The following is a 24,880-nucleotide window of genomic DNA, read 5'->3' on the forward strand; positions in this document are numbered from 1 at the left end:
AGCACAATTTTTGAAAGAAATTCTTCAATATAAATCTTTAGAGATATGTAAAATTTTTCAAAAGTTCTAAATAAGGAAAACTTTTCAAAAGATTTTAACGTTTTAAATATTATGCGTCAAAAAGCAAAAAAAATATTCACAATATTTATGGTGCTAACCATTTTGGTTAGTTCTCATGCTTTTGCCTATTATGAGCATATTTGTTTGATAACCAAGCAAAAAACAGTCTCTTTCGAGCCCAAAACTTGTACTGGAAAGTCGGTTTTATCAGAAGAAAGCAAAACGCCTCAGCTTAAACGCTCCTCTTGCTGTGAACAAAGCTTCAAGTTGCAAAAAGTTGACAACGCTCAACAAAATCACCTTTTCGCTCCGGTTTTTATTGTTTTTGATGACGTTTTTCAAACTCCAAATTTTGTTTTTTCTACGATTGTTCTCAAAAAACAAAAATCTATTGTTTTTGTTTCTAGCAATTCTTCTCCTCCAAGAAAAAAACTTTTCATTTTAAACGATCAATTTCTGATTTGAGATTTAATCTTTTCTTCTTCTGAAGGAGATTAAACTATTGTTTCATTATACAATCAAATCATGAAAAATATTATCATTTTACTTTTTATATCAGTTTCTGCTTTTTCTCAAGTTATAGAAGGAAGAGTAATTGACAAGACCCAACAATCGTTACCAGGTGTAATAGTTTTTTGGAAAAATAACCCTAATTCTGCCGTGCTTACCAATGAGTCAGGTGGTTTTGAAATCAGTAGGCTTTCTGAAGATAAGTTGCTTGTTTTTAAGTTTTTAGGATACAAAACAGATTCTTTGCTTTTGACAAATGACGACTTTGTGACAAAAGTACTCCAGGAAGACGATCAGGATTTGGATGGAGTTATTGTTAAAGGAAACGCTACAGTTATTGATAGGCTTTCGCCAATTCATACTGAAATTATTACCACGAAAACCCTCGCAAAAGCGGCGTGCTGTAACCTCTCCGAGAGCTTTGAAACCAATGCCTCTGTAAGCGTAAGTTATGCGGACGCAGTAACTGGCTCAAAACAAATTCAACTTTTGGGGCTTTCGGGAACCTATGTGCAAACAAATATAGAAAATATACCCAATATCAGAGGTTTGGCCTCAACTTTTGGATTTAATTATGTGCCAGGCACATGGGTACAGTCTATAGATGTCGGCAAGGGAGTAGGTTCAGTAGTGAACGGCTATGAAAACATGATAGGAGCCTTAAATGTAGAATTGAAGAAACCCGAAGCCTCCGAAAGAATGCTTCTCAATATGTATTTCAATAACTTTGGAAGGTCAGAGGCAAACTTAAATCTCTCAAAAAAAATCAATAAAAAGTGGGCAGTAGGGCTTTTGAGTCATGGTTCGTTTTTAAAATCGAAAATTGATAATAATGGAGATGGGTTTTTGGATTTGCCCAAATACGATCAGGTAAATTTGCTAAACCGCTGGAAATACACGTCGAATAGATTTGTTGCTCAGTTTGGACTTAAGTGTTTGAAAGAGAACAGGATAGGAGGGCAATCGGACTTTGTGAATAGAGAAGCCACTCCTACATTTTACGGCTTTACCAACAATACTTCAAGGGTAGAGTTTTTCTCAAAAACTGCCATTCTTTTTCCTGAAAAACCTTATAGAGGTTTGGGATTGATAGTGAATGCATCTTCTCATAATTCGGATTCATATTTTGGTTTTAAACCTTATTTGGCAAATCAGAAAACCATTTATACCAACCTTATCTATCAGGATATTATTGGAAATACCAATCATAATTACAAGGCCGGTTTGAGTTTTTTAAATGATAATTATGATGAAAATTACGGAGCAATAGTGCTTCAAAGGAATGAATTGGTGCCTGGTGCTTTTTTTGAATATTCCTTCAATCATTTAGATAGAACGAATTTGCTCATTGGCGTCAGAGAGGACTTTCATAATCTTTATGGGAATCAGTTTTCGCCAAGACTACATTTCAAACGAGAATTTGGTCAAAATCAAACCCTTAGATTATCGGCTGGACGTGGATTTAGAGTACCTAATCCTTTAGCTGAATATTTCGGAAATTTGGTGAGTAGCCGTGCTGTAAGAATTCTTGAGCCACTAAAACCAGAAGTTTCTTGGACGTTTGGGTCGAGTTATATGGTAAACATCAAGAAGTTTAGTATCTCAGGCGAATATTATTTTACGAGTTTCGAAAACCAGATGATAGCCGATTTGGAACATTCGGAATATTTGTATTTCTATAATTCGGAGGGCAAATCCAATGGACAAAGTGCACTTATTGAGCTGAATTACGGGCCTGTGAAAAACTGGGAGGTAAAACTCGCCTACAGATATGTTCAAATTCAGCAAACAATGGGCAAGCCACAAGGCGAGAAAGTTGTATTAGACAAGATGTTTTTGCCTAAAGAAAGAATTTTGCTAAATGTTGGTTATGCATTTCCTTACGACAAATGGAAAATTGATGGAACGCTCCAATGGAACGGAAAGCGAAGAATAGCTGATATGGAAGCCTCGGCAGATCACGTATCTTATTATGCTATGCCTTCCAAATTGGCACCAAGTTATGTAAATATCAACGGACAAATATCAAGAAATTTTCCTCGCTTTGAATATTATCTAGGGGGAGAAAACATCACGGGTTTTAAACAAAAAGACCCAATTTATAAAGCTCAACATCCTTTTAGCACGCATTTTGATGCAGGAATGGCTTGGGGACCTGTGGTAGGAGCAACTGTTTACACAGGTTTTAGATATAAATTATTATAAAAGAACGCAAAACAATAAATTTAAAAACAAATAAAATGAAAAAAATCGTAGCAGTATTGGTAACTATTCTAGCCATTAGTTTTGGCTCAAACGCACAAAGTGTAGCTAAAACAGAAGTCGTGAAGTTTAAAACATCTGCCAAATGTGGCATGTGTAAGGCAAGAATCGAAGGCGATATGGGCAAAACTAAAGGGGTTCAAAAAGTAAAACTTGACTTGAGTGACAAAACGGTGAGCATTGTTTATAACCCAAAAAAGACTAATCCTTCGGCATTGAAAGCGTCGATTTCGAAAATTGGATACGATGCTGATGAGGTTATTGCCAATCAAAAATCACACGATGCATTGCCTGATTGTTGTCAGAAAGACGCAGCTGCTCATTTGGATTAATCTCTCAAAAACTGAGGTTTTTTTGCAAACTGTTTTAAATTTGTGTTTTAAGGCAGGGTTATTATTAAGTAAAATATTTTTATGAAAGTTGAATTAAATAGGGTAGACGAGGCATTTCACTTCGAAGCTACTGGAGCTTCGGGTATTGCTGTAAATATAGACGCTGGTGAAAATATCGGTGGCCATAATGCTGGTGCAAGGCCAATGGAATTGTTATTGATGGGTTTGGGAGGTTGCACTTCCATTGATCTTATTTTGATTCTAAAAAAACAAAGACAGCCTCTGGAAGACCTGAAGCTAGTGATAGAAGGTGAAAGGGTAAAAATTGAAGGGACGGAAATGTCACCTTTCCGCAAAATCAATATCCATTTTGTTTTTAAAGGCAATTTAGATCAAAATAAGGTAGAAAAAGCTATTGCTCTTTCTATGGAAAAATACTGTTCGGCTACGGCTCAGCTGGCTTGTTCATCAGAAATTACACATTCTTTTGAGATTAACGAATAGTTGGCACGGCGTTTGAAATGTATCTAGTATCAATCAAAATAACACTAGGAAGCATGAAAAAGTCAATAGCATTATTCGCAGTTTTAGTAGGTTTGTCGATGTCGTCTTTTGCGGCCGATTCTCCTTTGAATAGAGAAAGAAAAAAATTAAGAAAGTCGAAGTCATCGGCTTGTTGCACCGAAATGGTCAAACAAGAATGTAAAGCAGTTTGTACCAAAGAGGAGCAGAAGTCTTGTATGAAAAAATAATATTCATTTAGATTTTTATTGTTAGAAATGGGCTTCGCTTAGGCGAAGCCTTTTTTTTGTTTATTTTTGTGTAGAATTCAGAAAAACTATCCAATGAAGCAATACCAAGACCTACTCAAGCATATTTTAGATAACGGAACAGAGAAAACAGATCGTACGGGTACGGGTACTATCAGTGTTTTTGGTTATCAAATGAGATTTAATCTCAATGAAGGTTTCCCATTGGTAACCACGAAAAAAATCCACTTAAAGTCTGTTATTCATGAGTTGCTTTGGTTTATAAAAGGAGAAACCAACATACAATACTTGAAAGACAATGGAGTGAAAATATGGGACGAATGGGCCAGCGAAAGTGGCGATTTGGGTCCTGTATATGGTAAACAATGGCGTTCATGGGATAGTAAAAATGGTGAAATTGACCAGTTGAAGGAAGTACTGAAACAACTAAAAAATAGCCCGGATTCAAGAAGAATTATAGTGTCGGCCTGGAATGTTGGTGAACTATCAGAAATGGCTCTCATGCCTTGTCATGCTTTTTTTCAGTTCTATGTTGCTGATAATAAGCTTTCTTGCCAATTATACCAACGCAGTGCCGATGTATTTCTTGGCGTGCCATTCAACATTGCCTCTTATGCATTATTAACTATGATGATTGCCCAAGAATGCGACCTAGGTTTGGGAGATTTTGTTTGGACAGGTGGCGATACACATATCTACTCCAATCACATGGAGCAAGTAAATCTGCAATTAAGCAGAAATCCAAAAACTCTGCCAATCATGAAACTAAATCCTGAAATTAAATCAGTTTTTGATTTTAAGTATGAAGATTTTGAATTGCTAAACTACGACCCTTATCCACTTATTAAAGCCCCTGTTGCTGTTTGATTTAAAGTTTTTTTATCCAGCTTTTGTCGATAGACTCAGCTGAGAGTTGAGCAATGCTTTTCCTTAGTTTTGGGTGAATAAAATTTGGAATGATCTCATTGAGCGGTTCTAAAACAAAATTTCTTTTTTCTAAAAAAAGATGTGGAATATGTAAGTGATCTGTAGAAATAATTAAATTTTCATAAAGTAGTATATCGATATCTATTATCCGGCTGTCCCACTTCTTTTCTCTGACTCTGCCAAGCTCTTTTTCTAACTCTAAAACCTTTTCTATCAACTCCAATGGCAATAATTTCGTATGTATTTCAATTGCCATGTTATAATAATTGCCTTGATTTTCGACTCCCCAAGCTTCGGTTTCGAAAAGACTTGATTTTTTTGAAATTTGCCCAATTTCATTTTCAACCTTTGAAATAGCTAGCTTCAAATTTTCTTCTTTTTGTCCAAGATTAGAGCCTAATCCTATGTAAGCTTTAAACATCAGGCTTCGCTTAAATTATAAGATTCTATCAATTGTGATACTTCACTCAAAAAACTTGGATTGTCTTCTATTGCATTTCCAACTACGATAATATCAGCACCGGCCGCAAGTGCTTTTGACGCTTTTTGAATAGTGTTTATACCACCACCCACTATTAAAGGCACTTCAATGTTTTTCTTTACTGTGGATATAATAGCTTCACTAACAGGTATTTGAGCACCTGAGCCGGCATCTAAGTATATTAGGTTTAAACCAAGCATTTCTCCAGCTATAGCTGTAGCAGCAGCTATGTCTGGCTTGTTGTTTGGTAGTGGAATGGTATTACTTATGTATGAAACTGTGGTAGGTTTTCCACCATCCACCAGCATGTAGCCTGTAGAAATTTTTTCGAGTTTGCTGCGTTTTAGTATTGGTGCTGATATCACATGCTGCCCAATCAAGAAATCAGAATTTCTTCCTGAAATCAATGAAAGTAATAATATTCCATCGGCTAAGTCATTTATATGTAGTCCGTTGCCCGGAAATATGATTTTTGGGATAAAGGTTTTTTCTTTCAATTCTGACAAAACAAAGCTCATATTGTCGCTAGAGATTAAGCTTCCACCCACAAAAACATAATCTACAGCAGAACTGTTTATTGAGGCAATTCTATTCTCTAGAATTTCAGGATTGAGCTTATCGGGGTCTAGCAATACAGCAAAAGCTTTTTTGCCAGATTTACAGTTGGCGTATATGTTATCCTTTAGTTTCTTCATTCTGGTTTAATTGCTCAATCAGCTCTAAGATTTTGTTTTTCGCCAAGGTCAGCAACACCGATGTCACCATGCCGGTAATTGCCGTACCCACAAAAGATGGCTCAGATTTTTTTCCCGCAGACTCATCCTCGCTATCTTCACTAAAAACTCTGGTTATTGCATAAGCGGCCGCAATAATTCCCCCGACTATTAGCAAGTTTTTGCCTTTTTCTTTATAATCACCCAGTTGATTTTGAATAGCATCTGAGGCAGATTTTGCAATATTTTCTAATTGACTCTTTTTTTGGTCCCTAATTTCCATGATGATTCCTTTTGAAAAAACAATGCTAAAATAGTCTTTTTGGTTCAAATTCGGAGGTTTGCAGGATGAAAAATTAATAAACTATGGTCTTTCTATCTTTTATAAATTAAACCTTGACCATCAATAGCCAGCGTGCCAGACTCAAAATGATATTTCAATATTTTAGTAATCAGTAGCTTATCTTCTCCAATCATTTTATTTTCTAAGTTTGACGGAGTAGATGGTAGGATGTTAAGTATTCTTTTGGTGATTTCATTGGTTTGTTCCGTTGCTAAGCCTAATCTTTTCATTTTTAAGCACACATCGCATATACCACAGGTTTTTGAGGTGTTTTCATCAAAATAATCTTGTATCAGCAACATTCTGCATTTAGCAGTCTGCTCAGTGTAAAGCTTTACCGACCTTAATGCCTTTTTTTCGTTTATTTTTCTTTGTTCTATCTCTTTATGGTTTATTGATAGGTTTTCAGCATCTTGTCTTGGAGTAAGAAACCCAAGTTGGGGCACCGATTTCTGAGGACTATAATCTACGATATGATGCTTATTAAGCAAATTAAGATTTTGTAAAACTTCATTGAACGAAGCATTGTACGAATTACCTATTTCTTGCTCAGATATGCTGATATAATTCGCATAAATTTCGCCACCATAAATTCTTAATAATGTCTTGCAAAACAATTCCAGGGAAGGATTTCGCAATTGAAAATTATAAAAATCAATTGGATTTGCTATGATTTTAAGCTTTGATGGATTAAAATAAGCATCACTTAAATAAATCAACCCTTGGCTTTCAAGTAATTTGAGGGCATAATGTGTAAGTCTAACATTCATGCCGAAAGTGGCTGTAAAATTTTGGATTTCAAAATCAAAACTCTCGAAGGCCTCACTTTCAAATGCCAATTTATAATAGTTACAAAGACTTTGGTATACTTTAGAAAGAAATTGGGGATCAGGGTATTTAAGCTCCAAATTAGTCTCTAGATTTTCAATATCAGTGATATTGTAAAGTGAAACGGCATAAGCTTTATAGTTATCTCTTCCGGCTCTGCCAGATTCTTGGTAATAAGCCTCGAGATTCTCGCATAAATCCACGTGTACTACACATCTAACGTCTGGCTTGTCAATACCCATTCCGAATGCATTGGTAGAAACCATCACTCGCGTTATATTATTTATCCAATCTTCTTGTTTCTTGTTTCTTTCTTTCAAACTTAAACCAGCGTGGTAATAATCAGCTGAAATACCATTGGCTTTTAAGAATTTTGAAAATTCTACAGTTCTGTTTCTAGTTTTTGTATAAACTATTGCAGTTCCTTCTACTTTAATAAGTATTTGAAGCAGTTTGTTCTCTTTTTGATCGGTTTCTATGACTGAGTAGGAAAGATTATTTCTTGCAAAACTTTGCACAAATGTGTTTGACTTTTTCAAGTCTAGTTTATCAATGATGTCTTTTCTGACTTTTTCTGTGGCGGTAGCGGTGAGTGCTATTGTATTTACATTAGGAATGAGTTTTTTGAAATCGCTAATTTGTAGATAGGCAGGTCTAAAATCGTAGCCCCATTTAGAGATACAATGTGCTTCGTCAATGGCAAAAAGCCCAACTTGCATATATTTGATTCTATCTTGAAAATTTCTGGCTTTAAGTCGCTCGGGTGAAACATATAAAAATTTTATTTTCCCGTCTACTGCATCGTCTAAAATAGCTTCAATTTCTGAGAATTTCATACCTGAGTAGATAGCTTCAGATGAAATATTCCTCTCTTTTAATTGCCTCACCTGGTCTTTCATGAGGGCAATTAGGGGGGAAACAACTATACAAATTCCTTCAAGAATTAAACCTGGAACTTGAAAACAAATAGATTTTCCACCCCCAGTTGGAAGCAAAGCCATTGTGTCATTTTTTGCTAAAACACTATTGATTATTTCTTTTTGTAATGGTCTAAAATCGCTGTAGCCCCAATATTTTTTTAATATTTCCTCAGGAAGAAGCATACTTTTGAAAGAGAAATTGCGTATTTGATGTAAAGCTATCGATTATTTTGCTTTTTAGAACCAATGGCCTTGTTTTTTGATTTATATTTACAAACTGACCGAGGAAAATTTAATTTATACTATGAAAAAACTTGTACTTTTTGGACTATGTTTATTTAGTTCATCTTTAGCCTTTTCACAACAAAAATATAAGCTCAAAATAGAGCATACCAAAGGACAGGAAATAATTTGTCCTGCTAGTTTTGTAGATAGGCCTTCATTTGTAGACATGCCAGCAGAAGTTAAAGCCAAACTTCTTAACAAAAAAGCGAGAACTGAAGGCGGGCAAGCAGCCACATTTGTGGTCACATATGTTGACTTTCCCGAAAATGCTAAAGCTGCATTTCAAAGGGCTGTTGATATTTGGGCAGAACTGTTAGTTTCAACTGTTCCTATCAGGGTTACTGCTTATTGGGAAGATTTAGGAGATAATGTTCTTGGAGCTGCAAATACAAACGATTATTACAGAAATTTTCCAGGAGCTAGAGAAGTAAATACGTTTTATCCATTGGCGTTGGCAGAAAAACTAGCAGGGAGGGAACTGAACTCTGTCAACGAGGATGATATTTTTTGTAGGTTTAACAGTAAAATCCCGTGGTATTATGGCACTGCCTCTAACGTCCCTATCGGAACTTTTGATTTTACATCAATCGTATTGCATGAATTAGGACATGGGCTGGGTTTTGTCTCCTCTATGCGTGTCTCTGGTCAACAAGGTTTTTATGGCTTTGGTACTAAGTTTAATGCCATTTATGATAAATTTTTGCAAAATGGCGAAGCCAAGAGTTTAATAGATACTTTAACTTTTAAGAATCCTTCAAATGTGCTTAGGAATGCTTTGGTAAGTGAAGATATATTTTTCTCAGGACCGAATACCAAAGCCGATGTCAAGGAAAATAAAGTTTTGATTTATGCCCCTAATCCTTGGGAAGGAGGTTCGAGCATTTCGCATTTGGACGACGATAAGTACGGTAACGGAGGCATAAACTCGCTGATGACGCCCACGGCAAGTTTAAGAGAAAAAAACCTTAATCCAGGACCATTGGTTATGAAGATGTTTCAAGATATGGGTTGGAAAAGTACTTCGATTGTCCACGATCCCTTGAAAAATAGAGCATTAGCAGGTGCGATTAGATTCGAAGCTAAAATATTGTCAGACACAACATTAGTGAATAATTCTGCAAAGTTGATTTATGTTTTAAATGACGCAGCTTCAAGCCAAGCTAAAATAGTAGAATTGCAAAAGGATCCGACAAGCGGAAAATATTTTGCGAATGTTGACCTACCAGCTAATACAACTAAAGTAGAATACTTTTTTGAAATTAAAGACAACTATGGATTGACCACAACAAGCCCGGGTAATGGAGGATTGGAAGCATCTAATTTTGTTTACAGCTTTGAAATAGGCTCTAAAGACGTTTCTGGGCCAGGAATAGAGCATTATGCTCCGGATATTTTACTATCTACTTCACCAGTTAGTATTTTGGCAAATGTCATTGATGACTTTCAGGAAGGTATTGATACAGTATATATCTTATTTACAGTGAATGCCATAAAGGCTCCTTTAAAGCCTTTGAAAAAATATAAGCCTGGTGTAGATAATCCAGTTTTCTCACAAGGAAGAGCCGATGACAATGCTTATCTGGCAGAAAATGTGATAACAGACTTGAAGGTTGGGGATAAGGTCAGGTACCAAATTGTGGCCAAGGATAAGGCAGGTAATCAAACCATATTACCAACAAACTATAGTGGGACCAATCAAAACGATAAGCCCGGTGATGGTTTCTATACTTTTACAGTTACATCTATTAAGAATTCAACAGTTACTGAATATGTAACGGATTTTGAAAGCTCAAACGAGGATTTTGCACTTTTAGGATTCAATATTGATCAGGCAGATGGGTTTGCGTCTAAGGCATTAAATACTGCTCATCCTTATATTAATGGTTTAGGATTGTTAGATCCAGTAGATGGAGGAATCTATATGCCATTTGATAAAAGTGACATAGCGATGCTTAGAATTCCAATAGAATTAAAATCAACCAACGCAACTATAACATTTGATGAAGTGGCTCTTGTAGAGCCAGGTGATGTTGGTTCATCTTTTGGCGATCAAGACTTTTACGACTATGTTGTGGTTGAGGGTTCTTTGGACGGAAGTTTTTGGTTTCCGCTAGAAGATGGTTATGATAGCAGAGCCAATGCCACTTGGAACAATGCTTTTAATAGTAGTTTTTCGTCAGGTACTGCACCAAACTCAATAGCAAAAGCTACTTCAGCTATGCTAAAACGTAGGACTGTTCAGATATATGGTTCGGATTTTACATCAGATTTTGCTGGTGAGAATCTTCTAATCAGATTCAGAATGTTTGCTGATCAGTGGACCTCTGGGTGGGGTTGGACCATTGATAATCTTTATATTCAGAAAGATATTCCTGTGATTTTGGCCAATGAAAATACTTCAATAGTTGGCTTGAAAATTTTTCCAAATCCGACAGAGGAAACCTTGAAAATAAACTTAGACTTGGCTGAAAGCCAGAATGTAAGACTGGAGGTGTATTCTTTGAGAGGAAGCAAAATGATGGACGAGATGATACCTTCAGATGGTAATATGCTCAATTATGAAATAGCCATTGGCAATTTTGCTCCGGGAACTTATATGCTCAAACTTACAGAAAAGCGAGGTGCCGTAGTGAAAAAATTCATTAAGAAATAAAACCAGGATTGTAAATAAAACAGGATGCTTTCTCCAAAAAAGCATCCTTTTTTTCTGTTTTAAGAATATAAAAACTCTAAAAGGGAAGTTCCAATAATTGATGTCCATCCCGCTTCGAAATTTTTCTTTGCAAAGTCTGGATTGTTGCTCGGGAATGATTGAAGGCCTTTGTGGGCTAGTGTCAGTTTTGTTTGCGTTCCAATTGATTCTAATTCAAAAATGACTGTAGAAATGCCTCCATATCCCGCATAAGCCCATGTGTAGGCCAATGTTTTTTCATGAACGACTTCTACTATCTCGCACAAATGTAAATATTCTTTTGGTGGCTCTCCTCCAACAAAATTAAACTTAAAACCAACCTCAGCCTTAAATTCTTCTAAATCAAAATACCACAGTTTCATTACATCTTTGTTCGAAATAGCTTCCCAAACTTTAGAAATGTCAGCATTGTATGTTCTTTCAATTACAAAATCACTTGATGTAGGAATGTAAGCTTCTAATTTCTCGATGTTTTGTTTTAAGCCTTCCTCAACAATGCCCTCTTTTAATATTTCTTTTAAAGTTTGCTCTGACTCAAAGTTAGAAATCAAGGTCAATTTGGTTTTTTCTCCCAGATCTTCAAAAGTCATTTGCAATTCAAAATGTGGAGGCCCTTGGTGAATAATCACTATTTTTTCATGAAAAACCAGCTCCTTAAATATGTTAAAGTTGTTGTAATCTGTGCCATCGGGACCATGCATTATAAATTTCCATTCACCATTGTTTTTTGCTTCCATTTTATGGATGGTGCTGGTGAAGCCATTTGGACCCCACCAATGTTGAATATGCTCAGGCTCAGTCCACATTCGCCAAACAAGCGAAATCGGTGCGTTTAAGATTCGTTCAATTCCAATTTGATTTTTCTCAAGGTTCATGATTCTTTAAGTTTTATTTCTTCTAAATAATTTTCCAAAGCATCGAGTTTCTGATTCCAGAACTCCTTGTATTTCTCTATCCAAACAGAAACTTCGTTGAGTTTGTCCAGTTTGGCTTCACAATAGCGTTCTCTTCCTTTTTGTTTGATTATCACCAAACCACATTCTGTGAGGATCTTCATGTGTTTAGAAATGGCCGGTCTACTTACATCAAAATTGTCGGCGACGGCATTTAAATTAAGCGGTTGTTTAGTTAGAAGCCCAATGATCTCCCTTCGAGTGGGATCTGATATGGCCTGAAATACGTCTCTACGTGTCATATATGTAACTGATTGGTTACAAATATATGCGTAACTATTTGGTTACGCAATAATATGCAGAAAAAATTACTTAATAATTATTTTGAAGTCTAATAATAACCCACTTAGGTTTTCAGAAGAGAAAATGGCTTTTGTTATTCGGTTGGTAGATGGGTTGATTCTGAAGTTAATTGCGGTCTTAAAGTCTGCTTTTTCTAAAATACTGTTTTCAAAAATAGCACCCAAAAGGTTGGAGTTTTTAAAGACTGCCTCTGTAAGATTGGCTTCAACAAAATCCGATTCTTCCAATGAACAGTTTTCAAAGTTGGCTTTTTTAAGATTGAGTTTATAGAAAGAACAGTGATTTAATAAACAGTCTTTGAAATTTACCTCAAATAGGAATGGGTTACAATTCGCAAATTGCAATCCCAAAGCTTTGCAGTTGATAAACTTAACGTCTTTAAAACCACAATTGATGATGGTAGCATTGCTCAAATTGCAATTGGTAAAAGTACATTCCGCAAAAACAAAGTCTCTGAAGTTAGCATCCGAAAAATCACAATCGACAAACTGACAGTAATCGTATTCCGCTTTTTCTAATGGAGAATCGCCACTTTTTATTTTCGAGAATCGCTCGTTTTCTATACTTTTTAACATCTTTGTTTTATAATCAACTAATGAGTTCTAATAGGCTTTTTATCTTGTGGTCAGCAATTTTGTATTCGTCAAACTCAAAAAAATGAGCCTCAGGAACGGCTATAACCGTGGCTCCAGATGCTTTTGCACCTTTTACACCATTTACAGAATCTTCTAATATTAAGCAGTTTTCAATTGGACAATTTAGTTTTTTTGCTACTGTCAAATAAACATCTGGATGCGGTTTGTTGTTTTTCTCCAAAGTGGCCGAATGATAGAAGTCAAAATAGCTTTTGATTTCTAGTTTTTCAATAACAATTTCAATCAACATAAGGGGAGAAGCAGATGCTAAGCCAATCTTTAGACCTCTTTTTTTGAAATATTCTAGAGTTTCCAATACACCTGGCATTGGCTTGGCTTTTTGTTTTATAAGTAAAACCATTTTCTCAAAAAGCATCGTTTCCAATTCTTTTTTGGTCTTACCAGTCCATGGCGATATTTCATACCAATAATCAAAAACCACCCCCGTAGGCATTCCAGTTGTTTTGAGGCAATCTTCAGTGCTTAGATTTATACCAACGCTACTAAAAACTTCTTTTTCAGCGATGTGCCAAAGTGGTTCGGAGTCGACTAACAAGCCGTCCATATCGAAAATTACACCTTGTATTTTTTCTAAAGAAATCATAATTCTATTGCTTCCGTATAACTTTGTTTTTCGTAAAGGTCGTTATACATTCCAGCAGCTTGAAGGAGCTGTTCGTGTGTGCCTTGTTCTACAATTTTTCCTTCGTCCAGCACTATTATTTTATCCGCTAGTCTTGCATTTGATACCCGGTGAGATATTAAAAATGTAGTTTTTTCGTTCATAATTCCCTTTAGATTGTTCAAAATGGCGTTTTCGGTGTTGGTGTCTACCGCTGACAAACAGTCGTCCAAAACCAATATCTTGGGATTTCTTATAATGGCTCTTGCTATAGAAATCCTCTGTTTCTGTCCACCAGAAAGTGTTATGCCTCTTTCGCCTATTTTGGTGTCAAATCCTTCTTCAAAGTCCATGATGTTATTGTAAATCTCAGCTTTTTTAGCAGATTCATGAATTTTATCCTCTGAAATTCCATTTATTCCAAACTGAATATTGTTTTTTATGGTTTCTGAAAAAAGAAATACATCTTGTGGTACATAAGCCATTTGTTCTCTGAAATTGGAAATATTCAAATTCTTAATATCAACGCCATCAAACAATATTTGTCCTTCGGTAACATCGTACATTCTCAAAAGAAGATTGGCAATCGTACTTTTTCCCGAACCAGTGGAGCCGATTATGGCGACAGATTCTCCTTCATTTATTTCAAAACTGACATTTTTTAATGCTTCTATTCCAGTATCAGGGTATTTGAAACTCACATTTTTGAAGCTTATTTTTCCTCGAAGCTCCAGTTTTTTGTTTTCGATAGAAACTATATCTGTTTTGATTTTCAGAAATTCGTTTATCCTTTTTTGTGAAGCCGCCGCTCTTTGTATCTGGCCGGATGTCCAGCCGAGAGCTGTTAATGGCCATGTGAGCATAAATACATACATGATAAATTCTGTTATATTTCCGGCGGTTATTTTGCCAGAAATTATTTCTTGCCCACCCACAAAAACACAAATGACTGTACTCAATCCAATCAAAAATGAAATGGCAGGAGAAAATAAAGCATCCACCCTTGTAAGACTCAATGATTCCTTTCTATAGTTTTCGCTTTCTTTGGTAAAAGTCTCAACAAAATTTTCTTCTTTCGCAAAAGATTTTATGATTCTTATTCCGGAGAATGCTTCTTGTACGAACGTGGAAAGGTTAGAAAGACTTTTTTGAATTTTCTCTGACTTTTTGTTGATGATACTACTTACAAAAAAAATGCTGATAGATAAGATTGGCATCGGAATTAAAACATACCAAGTGAGTCGAGCATTTACTGAAAACATGTATGAAAGCACCAAAAATACCAAAATAACCATGTTGAGCAAATACATGAGCGATGGGCCAATGTACATTCTAACTTTAGACACATCTTCAGAAATCCTCGCCATGAGGTCGCCCGTGCTGTTTTTCTTGTAAAAAGAGAGCGGAAGTGTTTGATAATGAGCGTAAATTTCGTTTTTTAAATCATACTCAATATGCCTTGACATCACAATCAGTGTTTGCCGAACGGCAAATAAAAATATTCCTTTCAGAATAGCCATAGCCAATATCAATATGCCAAAAATAGCTATGCTAAAAGTTATGATTTTATAAGAACTAACTTGTAGAGAGGAGTTTTCAAACAAAAAATACAGGTCAATGTTGATCTTGACCATTTCCAAAGCATGTCTTACCACTTGTGCTGGTACAATGCCAAAAAGATTAGAAACTAGCGTAAAAACAATACCCCAAAAAAGATAGAACTTGTATTTGTAGAAGTATTTGTTGAGGTAAGCTAGTTCTTTCATTTAAAATTTTTACAAATCCTTGCGGCGATTATCTACAACCTTTCTGAGTTAATTTTCAAGCAAATTACCAAAAAAAAGGCTTATTTCAAACCATCGATTACTTTGTGGTAATAAGCTTCATATTGCTGTACAATCACGTTTACATCGAATTGTTTAGCTCTTTCCAGAGCGTTCTTTTTGAAAATTGGGAGATTTTCTTCTTTCAGAATAAACAAAGCATTTTTTACCATATCATCAATGTCTCCAACATTGCTTAAAAAGCCTGTTTCTCCATGAATATTTAGTTCTGCCAATCCACCTGTATTACTTGAAATTACTGGTACTTCGCAAGCCATAGCTTCCAAAGCAGCCAATCCAAAACTTTCTTTTTCAGAAGGCATAAAAAACAAATCAGCCACCGAAAGTACTTCTTCTATAGCTTCTAGCTTACCAATAAACCGTATATCGTCGCTCAAACCAAGATCACGACTGAGTAATTCCATTTTTTGTCTTTCCTCACCATCGCCCACCATTAGTAGTTTACATGGTATTTGTTTCCTTATTTCAGCAAAGGCTTTTATGATATCATCTATCCTTTTTACCTGTCTGAAGTTGGAGGCATGTACCAATAATTTTTCGTTATTTGGACAGATAAAACGCTTAAAATGCTCTTTTTCTTGTTTATAAAAACGCGTTAAATCAACGAAGTTGTAAATAACCTCAATGTCTTTATTTACTTTAAATGCAGATTCTGTATCTATTTTTAAATCTCTCGAAACGGCTGTAACACCGTCAGACTCATTGATACTGAACGTTACTACTGGACTCAAAGCTGGGTCTCTGCCTACTATTGAAATATCAGTACCATGCAGCGTAGTAACCACAGGAATATTCAAACCCTCACTTTTGAGTATTTGTTTGGCCAAATATGCCGAGGTAGCATGGGGAATAGCATAATGCACATGAAGCAAATCCAAGTTAGCGTGTTTTACCACATCCACCATTCTCCCAGCCAAGGCCGACTCGTAGGGTGGGTATTGAAAAAGAGGATAAGATGAAATACTTACCTCATGATAAAAAATATTTTCGTTGAAAAAATCTAATCTGATAGGTTGAGAGTAGGTGATAAAATGTACTTCGTGACCTTTTTGTGCTAATGCTTTCCCTAGTTCTGTGGCTACAACTCCACTGCCTCCAAAAGTTGGATAACATACAATTCCGATTCTCATTCTTAATTTTTTGCGTATTGAATATACAACAACAAAAAGCAACTAAATAATTCCCTTTCTGAAGTTTGGACAAGAAGGCCAATTAATCATTTCCTTTTTTTATCTAAGGTTTTATTGATATTTTTGAGCACCAAAGAAATATCTCATTAAACCATTCCTAAAACTTATTCGTTGGAACAACCTGCTCATTATTGCATTTTCGCAGTATTTGGTGAGATATTTTTTGGTTGAAAATGCTGAAAATTCAATTTTTAAGGATTGGGAGTTTTTAATTTTGGTGTTGTCGACTGTTCTTATTGCCGCTGGAGGATATATCATCAATGATTATTTTGATGTTAAAATCGACCAAATAAATAAGCCAGATGAGGTTTTTGTGGGAAGAATTATCAAACGAAGATATGCATTGCTCATCCACCAAATCTTGAGTGGAATGGGCGTTGTTCTTGGACTATTTTTGAGCTGGAAGATTTTATTGGTAAATAGTTTCTCGGTGACTATTTTGTGGTTCTACGCTTCCATTTTTAAGAAAAAACCTTTTTCAGGAAATCTTATCGTGGCGTTTTTAACGGCATTATCTATAAGCGAAATCGCACTTTATTATGAACCTGGTAGAATCATAATTCATATATATGCTTTGTTTGCTTTCTTTATAAATCTCATAAGAGAAATTATAAAAGACATGGAAGATATGAAAGGCGACGCTGCACATGGATCTAAAACCCTCCCGATATTTTTGGGAATAAGAAAAACAAAAAATATAATATACTCATTGTTAGTGCTTTTTGTTGCTCTGGTACTGATTTTACTTGCCAAGTTGTCTAACTTTAATCTTTGGCTTTGTTTCGGTATTTTGGGATTACTTTTGTTGCTAATGCTATATAAACTAATTTTGGCAGATAGAAAAAAACACTTCGCTGAATTGAGCAGAATTTGTAAGATTATTATGCTCTTGGGTGTTGCGAGTATTGTTTTTGTGTAAATATAATATGATAAAAATTGCCATTTTTGCCTCTGGCTCAGGATCTAATGCTGAGCGAATAGTTGAGTTTTTTAGCTCAAATGAAGAAATAGAAGTTACCTTGGTATTGACCAATAATCCAGCTGCAGGAGTTATTGAAAGAGCCCAAAGGTTGAATATTCCCACTTTGATTTTCAACAAAACTCTTTTTTCTAAAACTGACAAAATTGTCGAAATTCTTCAGTCACAGCAGATTGATTGGGTTATATTAGCTGGTTTTCTGTGGTTAGTTCCCAATAATCTCACAAGAGCGTTTGAAAACCGAATGATCAATATTCATCCAGCTTTATTGCCAAAATATGGCGGAAAGGGCATGTGGGGGCATTATGTCCATGAAGCTGTTGTGGCCAATCAAGAGAAAGAATCAGGAATTACGATTCACTACGTGAACGAAAAATATGATGAAGGCAAAGTGATTTTCCAGGCTAAGTGTGAAGTTACTTCAGGCGATTCACCAGAAGATGTTGCTAAGAAAATACATGAGCTTGAATATCAGTATTTTCCAGAGATAATATATCAAGAGATATTATCTGCTAAAAATTCGATTGTCGAGTGAGAATCTTCCAGGACCAGTGATGAAAATAGCTGTATAGATAATCAAAAACGTTAGTGCGTGTTCTTTTACAGTTATGGGGTCTGGTGCATGAACTATAAATCCCGCCACAGCCATTGTAAACATCAGCAACAACAATGCAGGCCGTGTCAATATTCCAAAAATGACCATCAAAGAGCCAAAAAACTCTGCTAAAACGGCCAAAAAAAGAGAAATACCTTCACCCAATCCCAATGGATCTGCAAAAGTCCAATCTCCTGAAATGAGTTTTATGAGTTTTTCCCAACCATAAGTCAGCATGAAAAGCGATGGAAAAACCCGAAGGATCAAAACAGCAAAATCTATGGAAATAGGTATGTGGAATTTTTTCCTCAACATAATTATTTTACTTCTTCGTAGTCAACATATTGTCCACCAGACTCATTTGGGCGGTCGTTTCTGTTGGGTTTGTAATCTACTTTTATTTCACCTTCTGGACGTACAGGAGTGTTAGGTTGCTGATATTTTTTTTGTTCTTTAACTATCTGCCTTCCAACAATGAGCCAAAATAAGAACCTTCTGAGAGGTGCCACAAATACCAACAATAACAATATAAGAAATATGAACTTGAACATTTTTTTTATTTTATTCTTTTAAATAAAACGCTTCAAAGCCGTTATTGATTCAAAATTATTAAATTTTTGGTATTCTCAATCTTATTATTTCCAATTATTTTGCAAGTTCTAATAATTCGCCCAAAGTCTCGGGACTGCTCGGCCTTTTGGCATTTGCATTTACGATTTTGCCTGTTTTGTCAATCATCATATAGCGTGGTATCGTGCGAATCATGTATTGTTGTGAAACCTTGGCCGACCACTCTGGCGTTACCCAACCGTTTACAAAATCTCCCAAGTCATTAGATTCAATGCCGCCTTTCCACTTTTCCTCGGTGTCGTCAATTGAAATGTAGAGGAAAACTATTTTCTTTTTATCTTCTTCAGACAGCCCTGAATGCATGATTTTAGAATGAGGAAATTCAGCTTTACAAGGGCCGCACCAGCTTGCCCAAAAATCCACATAAACCACTTTGCCTATATATTTGCTAAAATCGAAGTTTTTTCCTTCTAAATCTGCAAACTGCACCGCCGCTTTTTGTGCTGCTTTGGCTTCTTCTTCTTTTTTCTTTGCTGCTGTGATGGCCTCATTGGCTACAACCTCATTTATGAATTTACTTTCAAAAATATACCTGACGTTGTTGTTTTTAATGTTTTTGGCAATACTTCTTGTTGTTCTTCCAGTAAGGTATTTCTTATTATTTACCAGCAATTGAGCTAAAGAATAGTCTAAAATATCACTATTAAAGCTTTTTAAGGCATACTCGGCTTTGTCGTTTACAGACTGCAATTGGTTGGAGTATTTCACAAAATCCTTTTCCTCAGAGTTTTTGTAAGTGATATAATACATCAGCAGATTTCTGAATGATTTGTTATGAATCAGGCTTTGATCTTTAAGTAATTCAGCTTTCAAATTGGCAACCATCACTGTTGGAAGCGAAATAACCCTTCGAAGCTGCTGATCTTTATTACCTCTTTCGATAGGATACGAAAAAATCAAATGCCAATAGTTGTATTTTATTTCTTTTTCTAAATGTTCGGCTAGAAATTTCGAAATATCAGCTTTTTTTAAGAAATCTAATTGAGCCTTTCTTTGGTCAAACAAATCCATTTCTAGCTGGTCAATATTGGACGTCAAAAGTGCTTCATATTGAGTTTTTGTATCAAAATTTGCTCCGAACTTTTTATTAAAATCCTTTAAAAATTCTTGATTTTCAGGCTTTGAAAGCTCCAGTTTTAAGGAATCGTATTTAGCATATTTGAAACTGGTGTATACATCAGTACTATCAGCTAATAAATTGTCAGGAAATTGAGCGATAGCATTAAAACTTATAAAAAGAAGGACAATGAGTTTTTTCATTAAAACGAAAATGGTTTGTTATCCTTATAACAAATTTTGTTCCTAATTATTGAGTTTTCAATAAAAAAACCTATTTGCTATTGATTATAGGTCAAAGTTTTAAATCACAGAGTATTTTTTTTACATACAATTCATTTAGAAAGTAATAAGGGGGGGTATTAATGATTTGATTGCTCTGCTCTTGTTCATTAAGACCTTAGAGCGGTCGAAATAAAATAAAAAATGGTTTTAGACATATCAACCCGACCGCAGAGCGGTCGAACTATATTAGAAATTAGTATGTGAAGTATCAATCCGACCGCAGAGCGGTCGAATTATATTAGGAATTAGTATGTGACGCATCACCCCGGCCGCAGAGCGGTCGAAGAAAATTGAAAATGGTTTAGGATTTATCAAGCCGACCGCAGAGCGGTCAAACTATATTAGAAATTTGAAATGGTTTACGATTCACCAATCCGACCGCAGGGCGGTCGAAGTATTGCAGATTTTGATAATATCACGACCCGAAGTCCAACATCTCTGAGGTCGCTATATTCGTTTTTGAACGTCTTTTTTAATATAATTTGATCGCTCTGCGGTCATCTTTGAGTTGGTTGTATCCCTCTTGAAACTAATATTGAATTCGCTATTTTATTCTAAAAAAAAGCCTGAAGAATTTAATCCTCAGGCTAAAATATTAAAAATCAGCATTAATCCGTCCTATCTGTGTCATCCGTGTTCCATTGAGCCTCAAACCACTACATTCACGATACGCTTTGGCACCACAATGATTTTCTTCAGTTCTTTTCCTTCCATCCATTTGATTACCTGGTCGTTAGCCAATACTTGTTTCTCAATTTCTTCTTTCGCCATATCAGCTGGGAAGTTTAGGTTTACCCTCACTTTTCCATTGATTTGTACTGGATATTCGAAACTATCCTCTACCAAATAAGCCGCATTAAAGGTAGGATACACAGTTTTGGTAATGCTTTCTGTTTCACCAATTTGCTCCCAAAGTTCTTCAGCAATATGCGGAGCATACGGTGAAAGTGTAATCAATAAATCCCTCAAAATAGCTTTTTTATGGCATTTTAGATCCGTCAATTCGTTCACACAAATCATAAACGAGCTTACCGAAGTATTGAAAGAGAAATTCTCCACATCTTCAGCTACTTTTTTGATGGTTTTGTGCAAAGATTTTAACTCGTCTTTGGTAGGCTCTTCGTCTTTGAAAATCGGATAGCCGTTTTGGTCAAAAAACAAACGCCAGAATTTCCTCAAGAATCTATAAGTTCCCTCAATTCCACGTGTATCCCAAGGTTTTGACTCTGTCAAAGGCCCCAAAAACATTTCATACAAACGCAAAGTGTCAGCTCCGTATCTTTCAACCAATGTATCAGGATTTACCACATTGAACTTGGATTTTGACATTTTTTCATGAACCGGATATAGCTTCAAATTATCCGTTTTTGAAAGAAAAGTACTATCAAATGTAAAATTTGATAACAAATAATTATAGTCTGCAATTTCTATATCTGCAAATTTTAAATACACTTTACCTAACTCAGTTAAACTAGTCTTATTTAAATAGACATCGCCATTCACATATTCTGCAAATTCTATTGGAATATTGACGTCCGCAAATGTTCCATTTCTAAGACAGAATTCACCTTCTAAGAGTGGTTTTGAATTATATGGTAGTAAATAAGATCTTTGCTTGTTAGAATTATTAAGTTCAGTTTCATTTAAATTGCCTTCCCATGCTATTGTGGCAAGCATACTCACGCCCTGAATCATCCCTTGATTGATCAATTTTTTGGCAAATTCTTCTTGTTTTACATAACCCAAGTCTTTCAAAACTTTGTTCCAAAAACGGCTATACAAAAGGTGACCTGTGGCGTGTTCGGTTCCGCCCAAATACAAGTCTATATCTTGCCAATAATCCAAAGCTTCTTTTGAGGCAAAATCGGTGTCGTTGTTGGCATCCATGTAGCGGTACCAATACCAACTACTTCCTGCCCAGCCCGGCATGGTGCTCATTTCTAGTGGATAAGCTTCTGTTGAACCTTCAGGTGTATAAGTCCAGTTTTTGGCTCTTCCCAATGGCGGTTCACCTGTTTCGGTTGGTTGGTATTTGTCGATTTCAGGCAAAATCAAAGGCAAATCCTTTTTATCAACCAAATGAGGCACAAGGGTTCCTTCGGCATTTGGCTTGAAATAGACGGGAACTGGCTCGCCCCAATAACGCTGACGAGCAAAAACAGCATCACGCAAACGGTAATTTACTTTTCCTCGGCCAATTTTATTTTCTTCCAAATAAGCCACCAATTTGGCAGTTGCTTCTTTGTAATTCAGGCCATTTATCATGCCCGAATTGATGTATTTTCCTTCTTTGGTGGCATCCGCTTGGGTTTCGATGTCCGCTTGAGCATCCAAAATCGGGATGATGGGCAAGCTGAAATGCGTCGCAAAATTCCAGTCACGTTGATCGCCCGATGGTACGCCCATCACGGCACCTGTTCCGTAACCCGCCAAAACGTAATCCGCAATCCAAATTGGCACTCGCTCACCATTGAAAGGATTTATACAGTACGAACCCGTAAACGCACCCGAAACTTTCTTGACATCAGACATACGGTCCAATTCCGAGCGTTTTTGGGTTTCTAGGATGTATTCTTCTATACTTGCTTTTTGCTCAGAAGTCGTCAAATCGGCCACCCATTCGTGTTCTGGAGCTAAAACCAAGAACGAAACGCCATAAATGGTGTCAATTCTGGTCGTGAAAACTTCTATTTTTTTGTCCGAATTTTCCACTTCGAATTTCACTGAAGCACCGTTGGATTTGCCAATCCAGTTGCGTTGCTGGTCTTTCAAAGATTCCGACCAGTCGATGGTATCCAAGCCAGAAATCAATCTGTCGCAATAAGCCGTGATTCGCATCATCCACTGACTCATTTTTTTCTGAATCACCGGGTAGCCACCACGCTCCGAAACGCCGTCTTTCACCTCGTCGTTAGACAATACCATGCCCAATTCTGGACAGAAATTGACCACAGATTCCGCCAAATAGGTCAAGCGGTAGTTTAATGAAACCTCATATTGTTTTTCTTTCGACCACGAATTCCATTCTTCGGCGGTAAATTCTGGCAATTCTTCATCACAAACGGCCTTGGCCTCATTTGAGCCTCCTTTTGCAAACAAATCGTACAAAGTAGCCACATTTTCGGCTTTGTCAGACTCCTTGTTGTACCAAGAATTAAATAATTCCATGAAAATCCACTGCGTCCATTTGTAGTAAGCAGGGTCAGATGTACGCACTTCACGCGACCAATCGTAGCAAAAACCGATGTTTTTTAACTGGCCAATATATGTTTCGATGTTTTTCTCTGTCGTAATGGCCGGATGCTGCCCCGTTTGGATGGCATATTGCTCGGCAGGCAATCCAAATGAGTCAAAACCCATGGGGTGCAACACGTTGAAGCCCTTGAGTTTTTTGTATCTGCTATAAATGTCAGAGGCGATGTACCCGAGCGGGTGGCCCACATGCAAACCTGCCCCAGATGGATACGGAAACATATCCAGCACGTAGCATTTAGGTTTTGTGGTGTCTATTTCAACTTTGTTGGTGTGGTTATTTTCCCAATATTGTTGCCATTTTTTTTCTATCTCTCGGTGTCTGTACTCTGCCATTGCGTTTTTTAAATCAAATTTTCCGCAAAATTAGTGATTTTTGGTGGAATTTGGTAAGTTGAGAAACGCTTTAAGCCGAAAAGAAAAGATTTATTGTCAATTTTTAGATGAAATAAATTGATAATTATTTGAAATTTTATAAAGGTGAAGAAATTGTGAAATTAATATATTTCAATAGCTTTGAATCTGATTGGAAATCCACCCCATCTTGTTTCGACATTTGGAAGAAACCAAAGAGTTGTTTAATCAAAGTTAATTTATAATAAATTCGATGAAAAAATTAAATGAAAACTGGGCAGTATTCTTAGCCCTATTACTTATTCTATGTTATTCTTACATTAAATTTAGGTATAGTTTTATTGGTTTCAATCCATTTCCATATATGGAATTTTCGGAAGTAATATCATTTGCTTTTAATCCATTTTTTAACTTTAAATTCACATTGATAATAATATTATTGTCAACTTGGATATTTGCAATGTTTTTTCCAGAAAAACTTGATAGAGATAAAGATTACGTCAATTTTCAAGCTTTTTTTATTATATTTTTTATTGTTTGTTACTCTGCAATTAAGATATTAATTGAATTCTTGGGTAATCGTTATCTTCAGGTTACAAACAAAAATATCCCCTTACAATATGAAACCATCTCAATAATTATTTCAATAGTCATTTATTTTTTATTAATTATTAAAACTAATATCTGGACTAAATTTAAGTTCAATATTGTTTTAGGAGTATCTTTTGTCGTACTTTTTTTTGTAATCTTTTTTAAAATTGACTTTAAAGAATTTTCAGATAATAATATTAAAAGTCTTATTTCAAATTCACAAACAATTGAAATTAAAGGAGAACTAATTGTGGCAGGAGACTTTAAAAACTACATAGTATTAAGAAACAATTCCTCCAAAGAAATCATTATATATAACAAATCTGATATTCAAAAAATAATATTGAAAGGTGATTAAAAACATCACTTTCTGTGCTTAGTCTTCTGACTATGCACGAGTGAATTTCGGTCTTCAGACCGATGAACTTAACCAATAGTTATCCAAAAGGCATTTTCAACATTTGAACC

At 35.8% G+C, this 24,880-nt stretch carries 24 protein-coding genes; 10 read left to right on the forward strand and 14 right to left on the reverse strand.

What is annotated here, in order from left to right; all coding sequences use genetic code 11:
* Positions 1–111: 111 nt before the first annotated feature.
* From EGI26_RS16925 to EGI26_RS16950, 6 genes are all read left to right on the forward strand, one after another.
* Positions 112–525: an HYC_CC_PP family protein gene (locus tag EGI26_RS16925; protein ID WP_255080241.1), complete on the forward strand. Its 414-nt coding sequence runs from the start codon at positions 112–114 to the stop codon at positions 523–525.
* Positions 526–585: 60 nt separating this feature from the next.
* Entirely contained in the window at positions 586–2,775 is a 2,190-nt protein-coding gene (locus EGI26_RS16930; RefSeq protein WP_255080242.1) for a TonB-dependent receptor domain-containing protein, read from the forward strand.
* Between the two features lie 35 nt (positions 2,776–2,810).
* Positions 2,811–3,164 (forward strand): heavy-metal-associated domain-containing protein, encoded by a 354-nt coding sequence (locus tag EGI26_RS16935; RefSeq protein WP_255080243.1) that lies wholly within the window; start codon positions 2,811–2,813, stop codon positions 3,162–3,164.
* Positions 3,165–3,245: 81 nt separating this feature from the next.
* Complete coding sequence (locus tag EGI26_RS16940) at positions 3,246–3,668, forward strand: OsmC family protein (protein ID WP_255080244.1); 423 nt, start codon at positions 3,246–3,248, stop codon at positions 3,666–3,668.
* 53 nt (positions 3,669–3,721) lie between these two features.
* On the forward strand, positions 3,722–3,916 hold the full coding sequence (locus EGI26_RS16945; protein ID WP_255080245.1) for a hypothetical protein: 195 nt from the start codon (positions 3,722–3,724) through the stop codon (positions 3,914–3,916).
* Between the two features lie 93 nt (positions 3,917–4,009).
* Entirely contained in the window at positions 4,010–4,801 is a 792-nt protein-coding gene (locus EGI26_RS16950; protein ID WP_255080247.1) for a thymidylate synthase, read from the forward strand.
* A gap of 1 nt (position 4,802) precedes the next feature.
* Here the strand turns inward: EGI26_RS16950 and folK are convergent, their stop codons facing one another.
* The 4 genes from folK to EGI26_RS16970 form a co-directional block, all read right to left on the reverse strand.
* On the reverse strand, positions 4,803–5,282 hold the full coding sequence (folK, locus tag EGI26_RS16955) for a 2-amino-4-hydroxy-6-hydroxymethyldihydropteridine diphosphokinase (RefSeq protein ID WP_255080248.1): 480 nt from the start codon (positions 5,280–5,282) through the stop codon (positions 4,803–4,805).
* Positions 5,282–6,037, reverse strand: coding sequence for a geranylgeranylglyceryl/heptaprenylglyceryl phosphate synthase (locus EGI26_RS16960; RefSeq protein WP_255080249.1), 756 nt, complete (start codon positions 6,035–6,037; stop codon positions 5,282–5,284). Before EGI26_RS16960 ends, folK begins: the two co-directional genes overlap by 1 nt.
* Positions 6,018–6,338 (reverse strand): hypothetical protein, encoded by a 321-nt coding sequence (locus tag EGI26_RS16965; protein WP_255080250.1) that lies wholly within the window; start codon positions 6,336–6,338, stop codon positions 6,018–6,020. Before EGI26_RS16965 ends, EGI26_RS16960 begins: the two co-directional genes overlap by 20 nt.
* A gap of 92 nt (positions 6,339–6,430) precedes the next feature.
* Positions 6,431–8,329 (reverse strand): ATP-dependent DNA helicase RecQ, encoded by a 1,899-nt coding sequence (locus tag EGI26_RS16970; protein ID WP_255080251.1) that lies wholly within the window; start codon positions 8,327–8,329, stop codon positions 6,431–6,433.
* 121 nt (positions 8,330–8,450) lie between these two features.
* On the opposite strand from EGI26_RS16970, the gene EGI26_RS16975 reads away from it, so the two are divergent.
* A complete protein-coding gene (locus tag EGI26_RS16975; protein WP_255080253.1) occupies positions 8,451–11,084 on the forward strand; it encodes a T9SS type A sorting domain-containing protein in 2,634 nt (877 codons plus the stop codon).
* 59 nt (positions 11,085–11,143) lie between these two features.
* On the opposite strand, the gene EGI26_RS16980 is transcribed toward EGI26_RS16975, so the two are convergent.
* From EGI26_RS16980 to bshA, 6 genes are all read right to left on the reverse strand, one after another.
* Positions 11,144–11,998: an SRPBCC family protein gene (locus EGI26_RS16980; protein ID WP_255080254.1), complete on the reverse strand. Its 855-nt coding sequence runs from the start codon at positions 11,996–11,998 to the stop codon at positions 11,144–11,146.
* Positions 11,995–12,318, reverse strand: coding sequence for a helix-turn-helix transcriptional regulator (locus EGI26_RS16985; RefSeq protein WP_255080256.1), 324 nt, complete (start codon positions 12,316–12,318; stop codon positions 11,995–11,997). The genes EGI26_RS16980 and EGI26_RS16985 overlap by 4 nt, the downstream gene beginning before the upstream one ends.
* Positions 12,319–12,384: 66 nt before the next feature.
* Entirely contained in the window at positions 12,385–12,954 is a 570-nt protein-coding gene (locus tag EGI26_RS16990) for a pentapeptide repeat-containing protein (RefSeq protein ID WP_255080257.1), read from the reverse strand.
* A gap of 13 nt (positions 12,955–12,967) precedes the next feature.
* A complete protein-coding gene (gene hxpB, locus EGI26_RS16995; RefSeq protein ID WP_255080258.1) occupies positions 12,968–13,618 on the reverse strand; it encodes a hexitol phosphatase HxpB in 651 nt (216 codons plus the stop codon).
* Positions 13,615–15,402 (reverse strand): ABC transporter ATP-binding protein, encoded by a 1,788-nt coding sequence (locus tag EGI26_RS17000; RefSeq protein ID WP_255080259.1) that lies wholly within the window; start codon positions 15,400–15,402, stop codon positions 13,615–13,617. Before EGI26_RS17000 ends, hxpB begins: the two co-directional genes overlap by 4 nt.
* 80 nt (positions 15,403–15,482) lie before the next feature.
* Positions 15,483–16,610 (reverse strand): N-acetyl-alpha-D-glucosaminyl L-malate synthase BshA, encoded by a 1,128-nt coding sequence (bshA, locus tag EGI26_RS17005; protein WP_255080260.1) that lies wholly within the window; start codon positions 16,608–16,610, stop codon positions 15,483–15,485.
* Positions 16,611–16,800: 190 nt separating this feature from the next.
* Between bshA and EGI26_RS17010 the strand changes: the two genes are divergently transcribed.
* Positions 16,801–17,589 carry a geranylgeranylglycerol-phosphate geranylgeranyltransferase gene (locus EGI26_RS17010; protein ID WP_255080517.1) on the forward strand — a complete coding sequence of 263 codons (789 nt, stop codon included), beginning with the start codon at positions 16,801–16,803 and terminating at the stop codon, positions 17,587–17,589.
* Positions 17,590–17,596: 7 nt separating this feature from the next.
* On the forward strand, positions 17,597–18,184 hold the full coding sequence (purN, locus tag EGI26_RS17015; protein WP_255080261.1) for a phosphoribosylglycinamide formyltransferase: 588 nt from the start codon (positions 17,597–17,599) through the stop codon (positions 18,182–18,184).
* On the opposite strand, the gene EGI26_RS17020 is transcribed toward purN, so the two are convergent.
* The 4 genes from EGI26_RS17020 to EGI26_RS17035 form a co-directional block, all read right to left on the reverse strand.
* Positions 18,155–18,559: a DoxX family protein gene (locus tag EGI26_RS17020; RefSeq protein WP_255080262.1), complete on the reverse strand. Its 405-nt coding sequence runs from the start codon at positions 18,557–18,559 to the stop codon at positions 18,155–18,157. The two genes, purN and EGI26_RS17020, sit on opposite strands and share 30 nt — an antisense overlap.
* A 2-nt stretch (positions 18,560–18,561) precedes the next feature.
* Positions 18,562–18,795, reverse strand: a complete 234-nt coding sequence (locus EGI26_RS17025; RefSeq protein WP_255080263.1) for a DUF4834 domain-containing protein — start codon at positions 18,793–18,795, stop codon at positions 18,562–18,564.
* A gap of 94 nt (positions 18,796–18,889) precedes the next feature.
* Positions 18,890–20,134: a thioredoxin family protein gene (locus EGI26_RS17030; RefSeq protein WP_255080264.1), complete on the reverse strand. Its 1,245-nt coding sequence runs from the start codon at positions 20,132–20,134 to the stop codon at positions 18,890–18,892.
* Positions 20,135–20,863: 729 nt separating this feature from the next.
* Positions 20,864–23,803, reverse strand: a complete 2,940-nt coding sequence (locus EGI26_RS17035) for a leucine--tRNA ligase (RefSeq protein WP_255080265.1) — start codon at positions 23,801–23,803, stop codon at positions 20,864–20,866.
* A 271-nt stretch (positions 23,804–24,074) separates the two neighbouring features.
* Here EGI26_RS17035 and EGI26_RS17040 point away from each other — a divergent pair, with 271 nt between their 5' ends.
* A complete protein-coding gene (locus tag EGI26_RS17040; protein WP_255080266.1) occupies positions 24,075–24,770 on the forward strand; it encodes a hypothetical protein in 696 nt (231 codons plus the stop codon).
* The last annotated feature ends 110 nt before the right edge of the window (positions 24,771–24,880 follow it).

It is taken from the genome of Lacihabitans sp. CCS-44, assembly GCF_024343735.1.
In the GTDB taxonomy this organism is placed as follows: domain Bacteria; phylum Bacteroidota; class Bacteroidia; order Cytophagales; family Spirosomataceae; genus Leadbetterella.

Excerpts from the sequence above, each read along its gene's own strand:
- EGI26_RS16925 (WP_255080241.1), top strand. The coding sequence starts at position 112 with ATGCGTCAAAAAGCAAAAAAAATATTCACAATATTTATGGTGCTAACC.
- bshA (WP_255080260.1), bottom strand. The coding sequence starts at position 16,610 with ATGAGAATCGGAATTGTATGTTATCCAACTTTTGGAGGCAGTGGAGTT.
- EGI26_RS16930 (WP_255080242.1), top strand. The coding sequence starts at position 586 with ATGAAAAATATTATCATTTTACTTTTTATATCAGTTTCTGCTTTTTCT.
- EGI26_RS17020 (WP_255080262.1), bottom strand. The coding sequence starts at position 18,559 with ATGTTGAGGAAAAAATTCCACATACCTATTTCCATAGATTTTGCTGTT.
- EGI26_RS16980 (WP_255080254.1), bottom strand. The coding sequence starts at position 11,998 with ATGAACCTTGAGAAAAATCAAATTGGAATTGAACGAATCTTAAACGCA.
- EGI26_RS16990 (WP_255080257.1), bottom strand. The coding sequence starts at position 12,954 with ATGTTAAAAAGTATAGAAAACGAGCGATTCTCGAAAATAAAAAGTGGC.
- EGI26_RS17035 (WP_255080265.1), bottom strand. The coding sequence starts at position 23,803 with ATGGCAGAGTACAGACACCGAGAGATAGAAAAAAAATGGCAACAATAT.
- EGI26_RS16940 (WP_255080244.1), top strand. The coding sequence starts at position 3,246 with ATGAAAGTTGAATTAAATAGGGTAGACGAGGCATTTCACTTCGAAGCT.
- EGI26_RS16950 (WP_255080247.1), top strand. The coding sequence starts at position 4,010 with ATGAAGCAATACCAAGACCTACTCAAGCATATTTTAGATAACGGAACA.
- hxpB (WP_255080258.1), bottom strand. The coding sequence starts at position 13,618 with ATGATTTCTTTAGAAAAAATACAAGGTGTAATTTTCGATATGGACGGC.
- purN (WP_255080261.1), top strand. The coding sequence starts at position 17,597 with ATGATAAAAATTGCCATTTTTGCCTCTGGCTCAGGATCTAATGCTGAG.
- EGI26_RS16985 (WP_255080256.1), bottom strand. The coding sequence starts at position 12,318 with ATGACACGTAGAGACGTATTTCAGGCCATATCAGATCCCACTCGAAGG.
- EGI26_RS17030 (WP_255080264.1), bottom strand. The coding sequence starts at position 20,134 with ATGAAAAAACTCATTGTCCTTCTTTTTATAAGTTTTAATGCTATCGCT.
- EGI26_RS16975 (WP_255080253.1), top strand. The coding sequence starts at position 8,451 with ATGAAAAAACTTGTACTTTTTGGACTATGTTTATTTAGTTCATCTTTA.
- folK (WP_255080248.1), bottom strand. The coding sequence starts at position 5,282 with ATGTTTAAAGCTTACATAGGATTAGGCTCTAATCTTGGACAAAAAGAA.
- EGI26_RS17000 (WP_255080259.1), bottom strand. The coding sequence starts at position 15,402 with ATGAAAGAACTAGCTTACCTCAACAAATACTTCTACAAATACAAGTTC.
- EGI26_RS17040 (WP_255080266.1), top strand. The coding sequence starts at position 24,075 with ATGAAAAAATTAAATGAAAACTGGGCAGTATTCTTAGCCCTATTACTT.
- EGI26_RS16935 (WP_255080243.1), top strand. The coding sequence starts at position 2,811 with ATGAAAAAAATCGTAGCAGTATTGGTAACTATTCTAGCCATTAGTTTT.
- EGI26_RS16965 (WP_255080250.1), bottom strand. The coding sequence starts at position 6,338 with ATGGAAATTAGGGACCAAAAAAAGAGTCAATTAGAAAATATTGCAAAA.
- EGI26_RS16970 (WP_255080251.1), bottom strand. The coding sequence starts at position 8,329 with ATGCTTCTTCCTGAGGAAATATTAAAAAAATATTGGGGCTACAGCGAT.
- EGI26_RS16945 (WP_255080245.1), top strand. The coding sequence starts at position 3,722 with ATGAAAAAGTCAATAGCATTATTCGCAGTTTTAGTAGGTTTGTCGATG.
- EGI26_RS17025 (WP_255080263.1), bottom strand. The coding sequence starts at position 18,795 with ATGTTCAAGTTCATATTTCTTATATTGTTATTGTTGGTATTTGTGGCA.
- EGI26_RS16960 (WP_255080249.1), bottom strand. The coding sequence starts at position 6,037 with ATGAAGAAACTAAAGGATAACATATACGCCAACTGTAAATCTGGCAAA.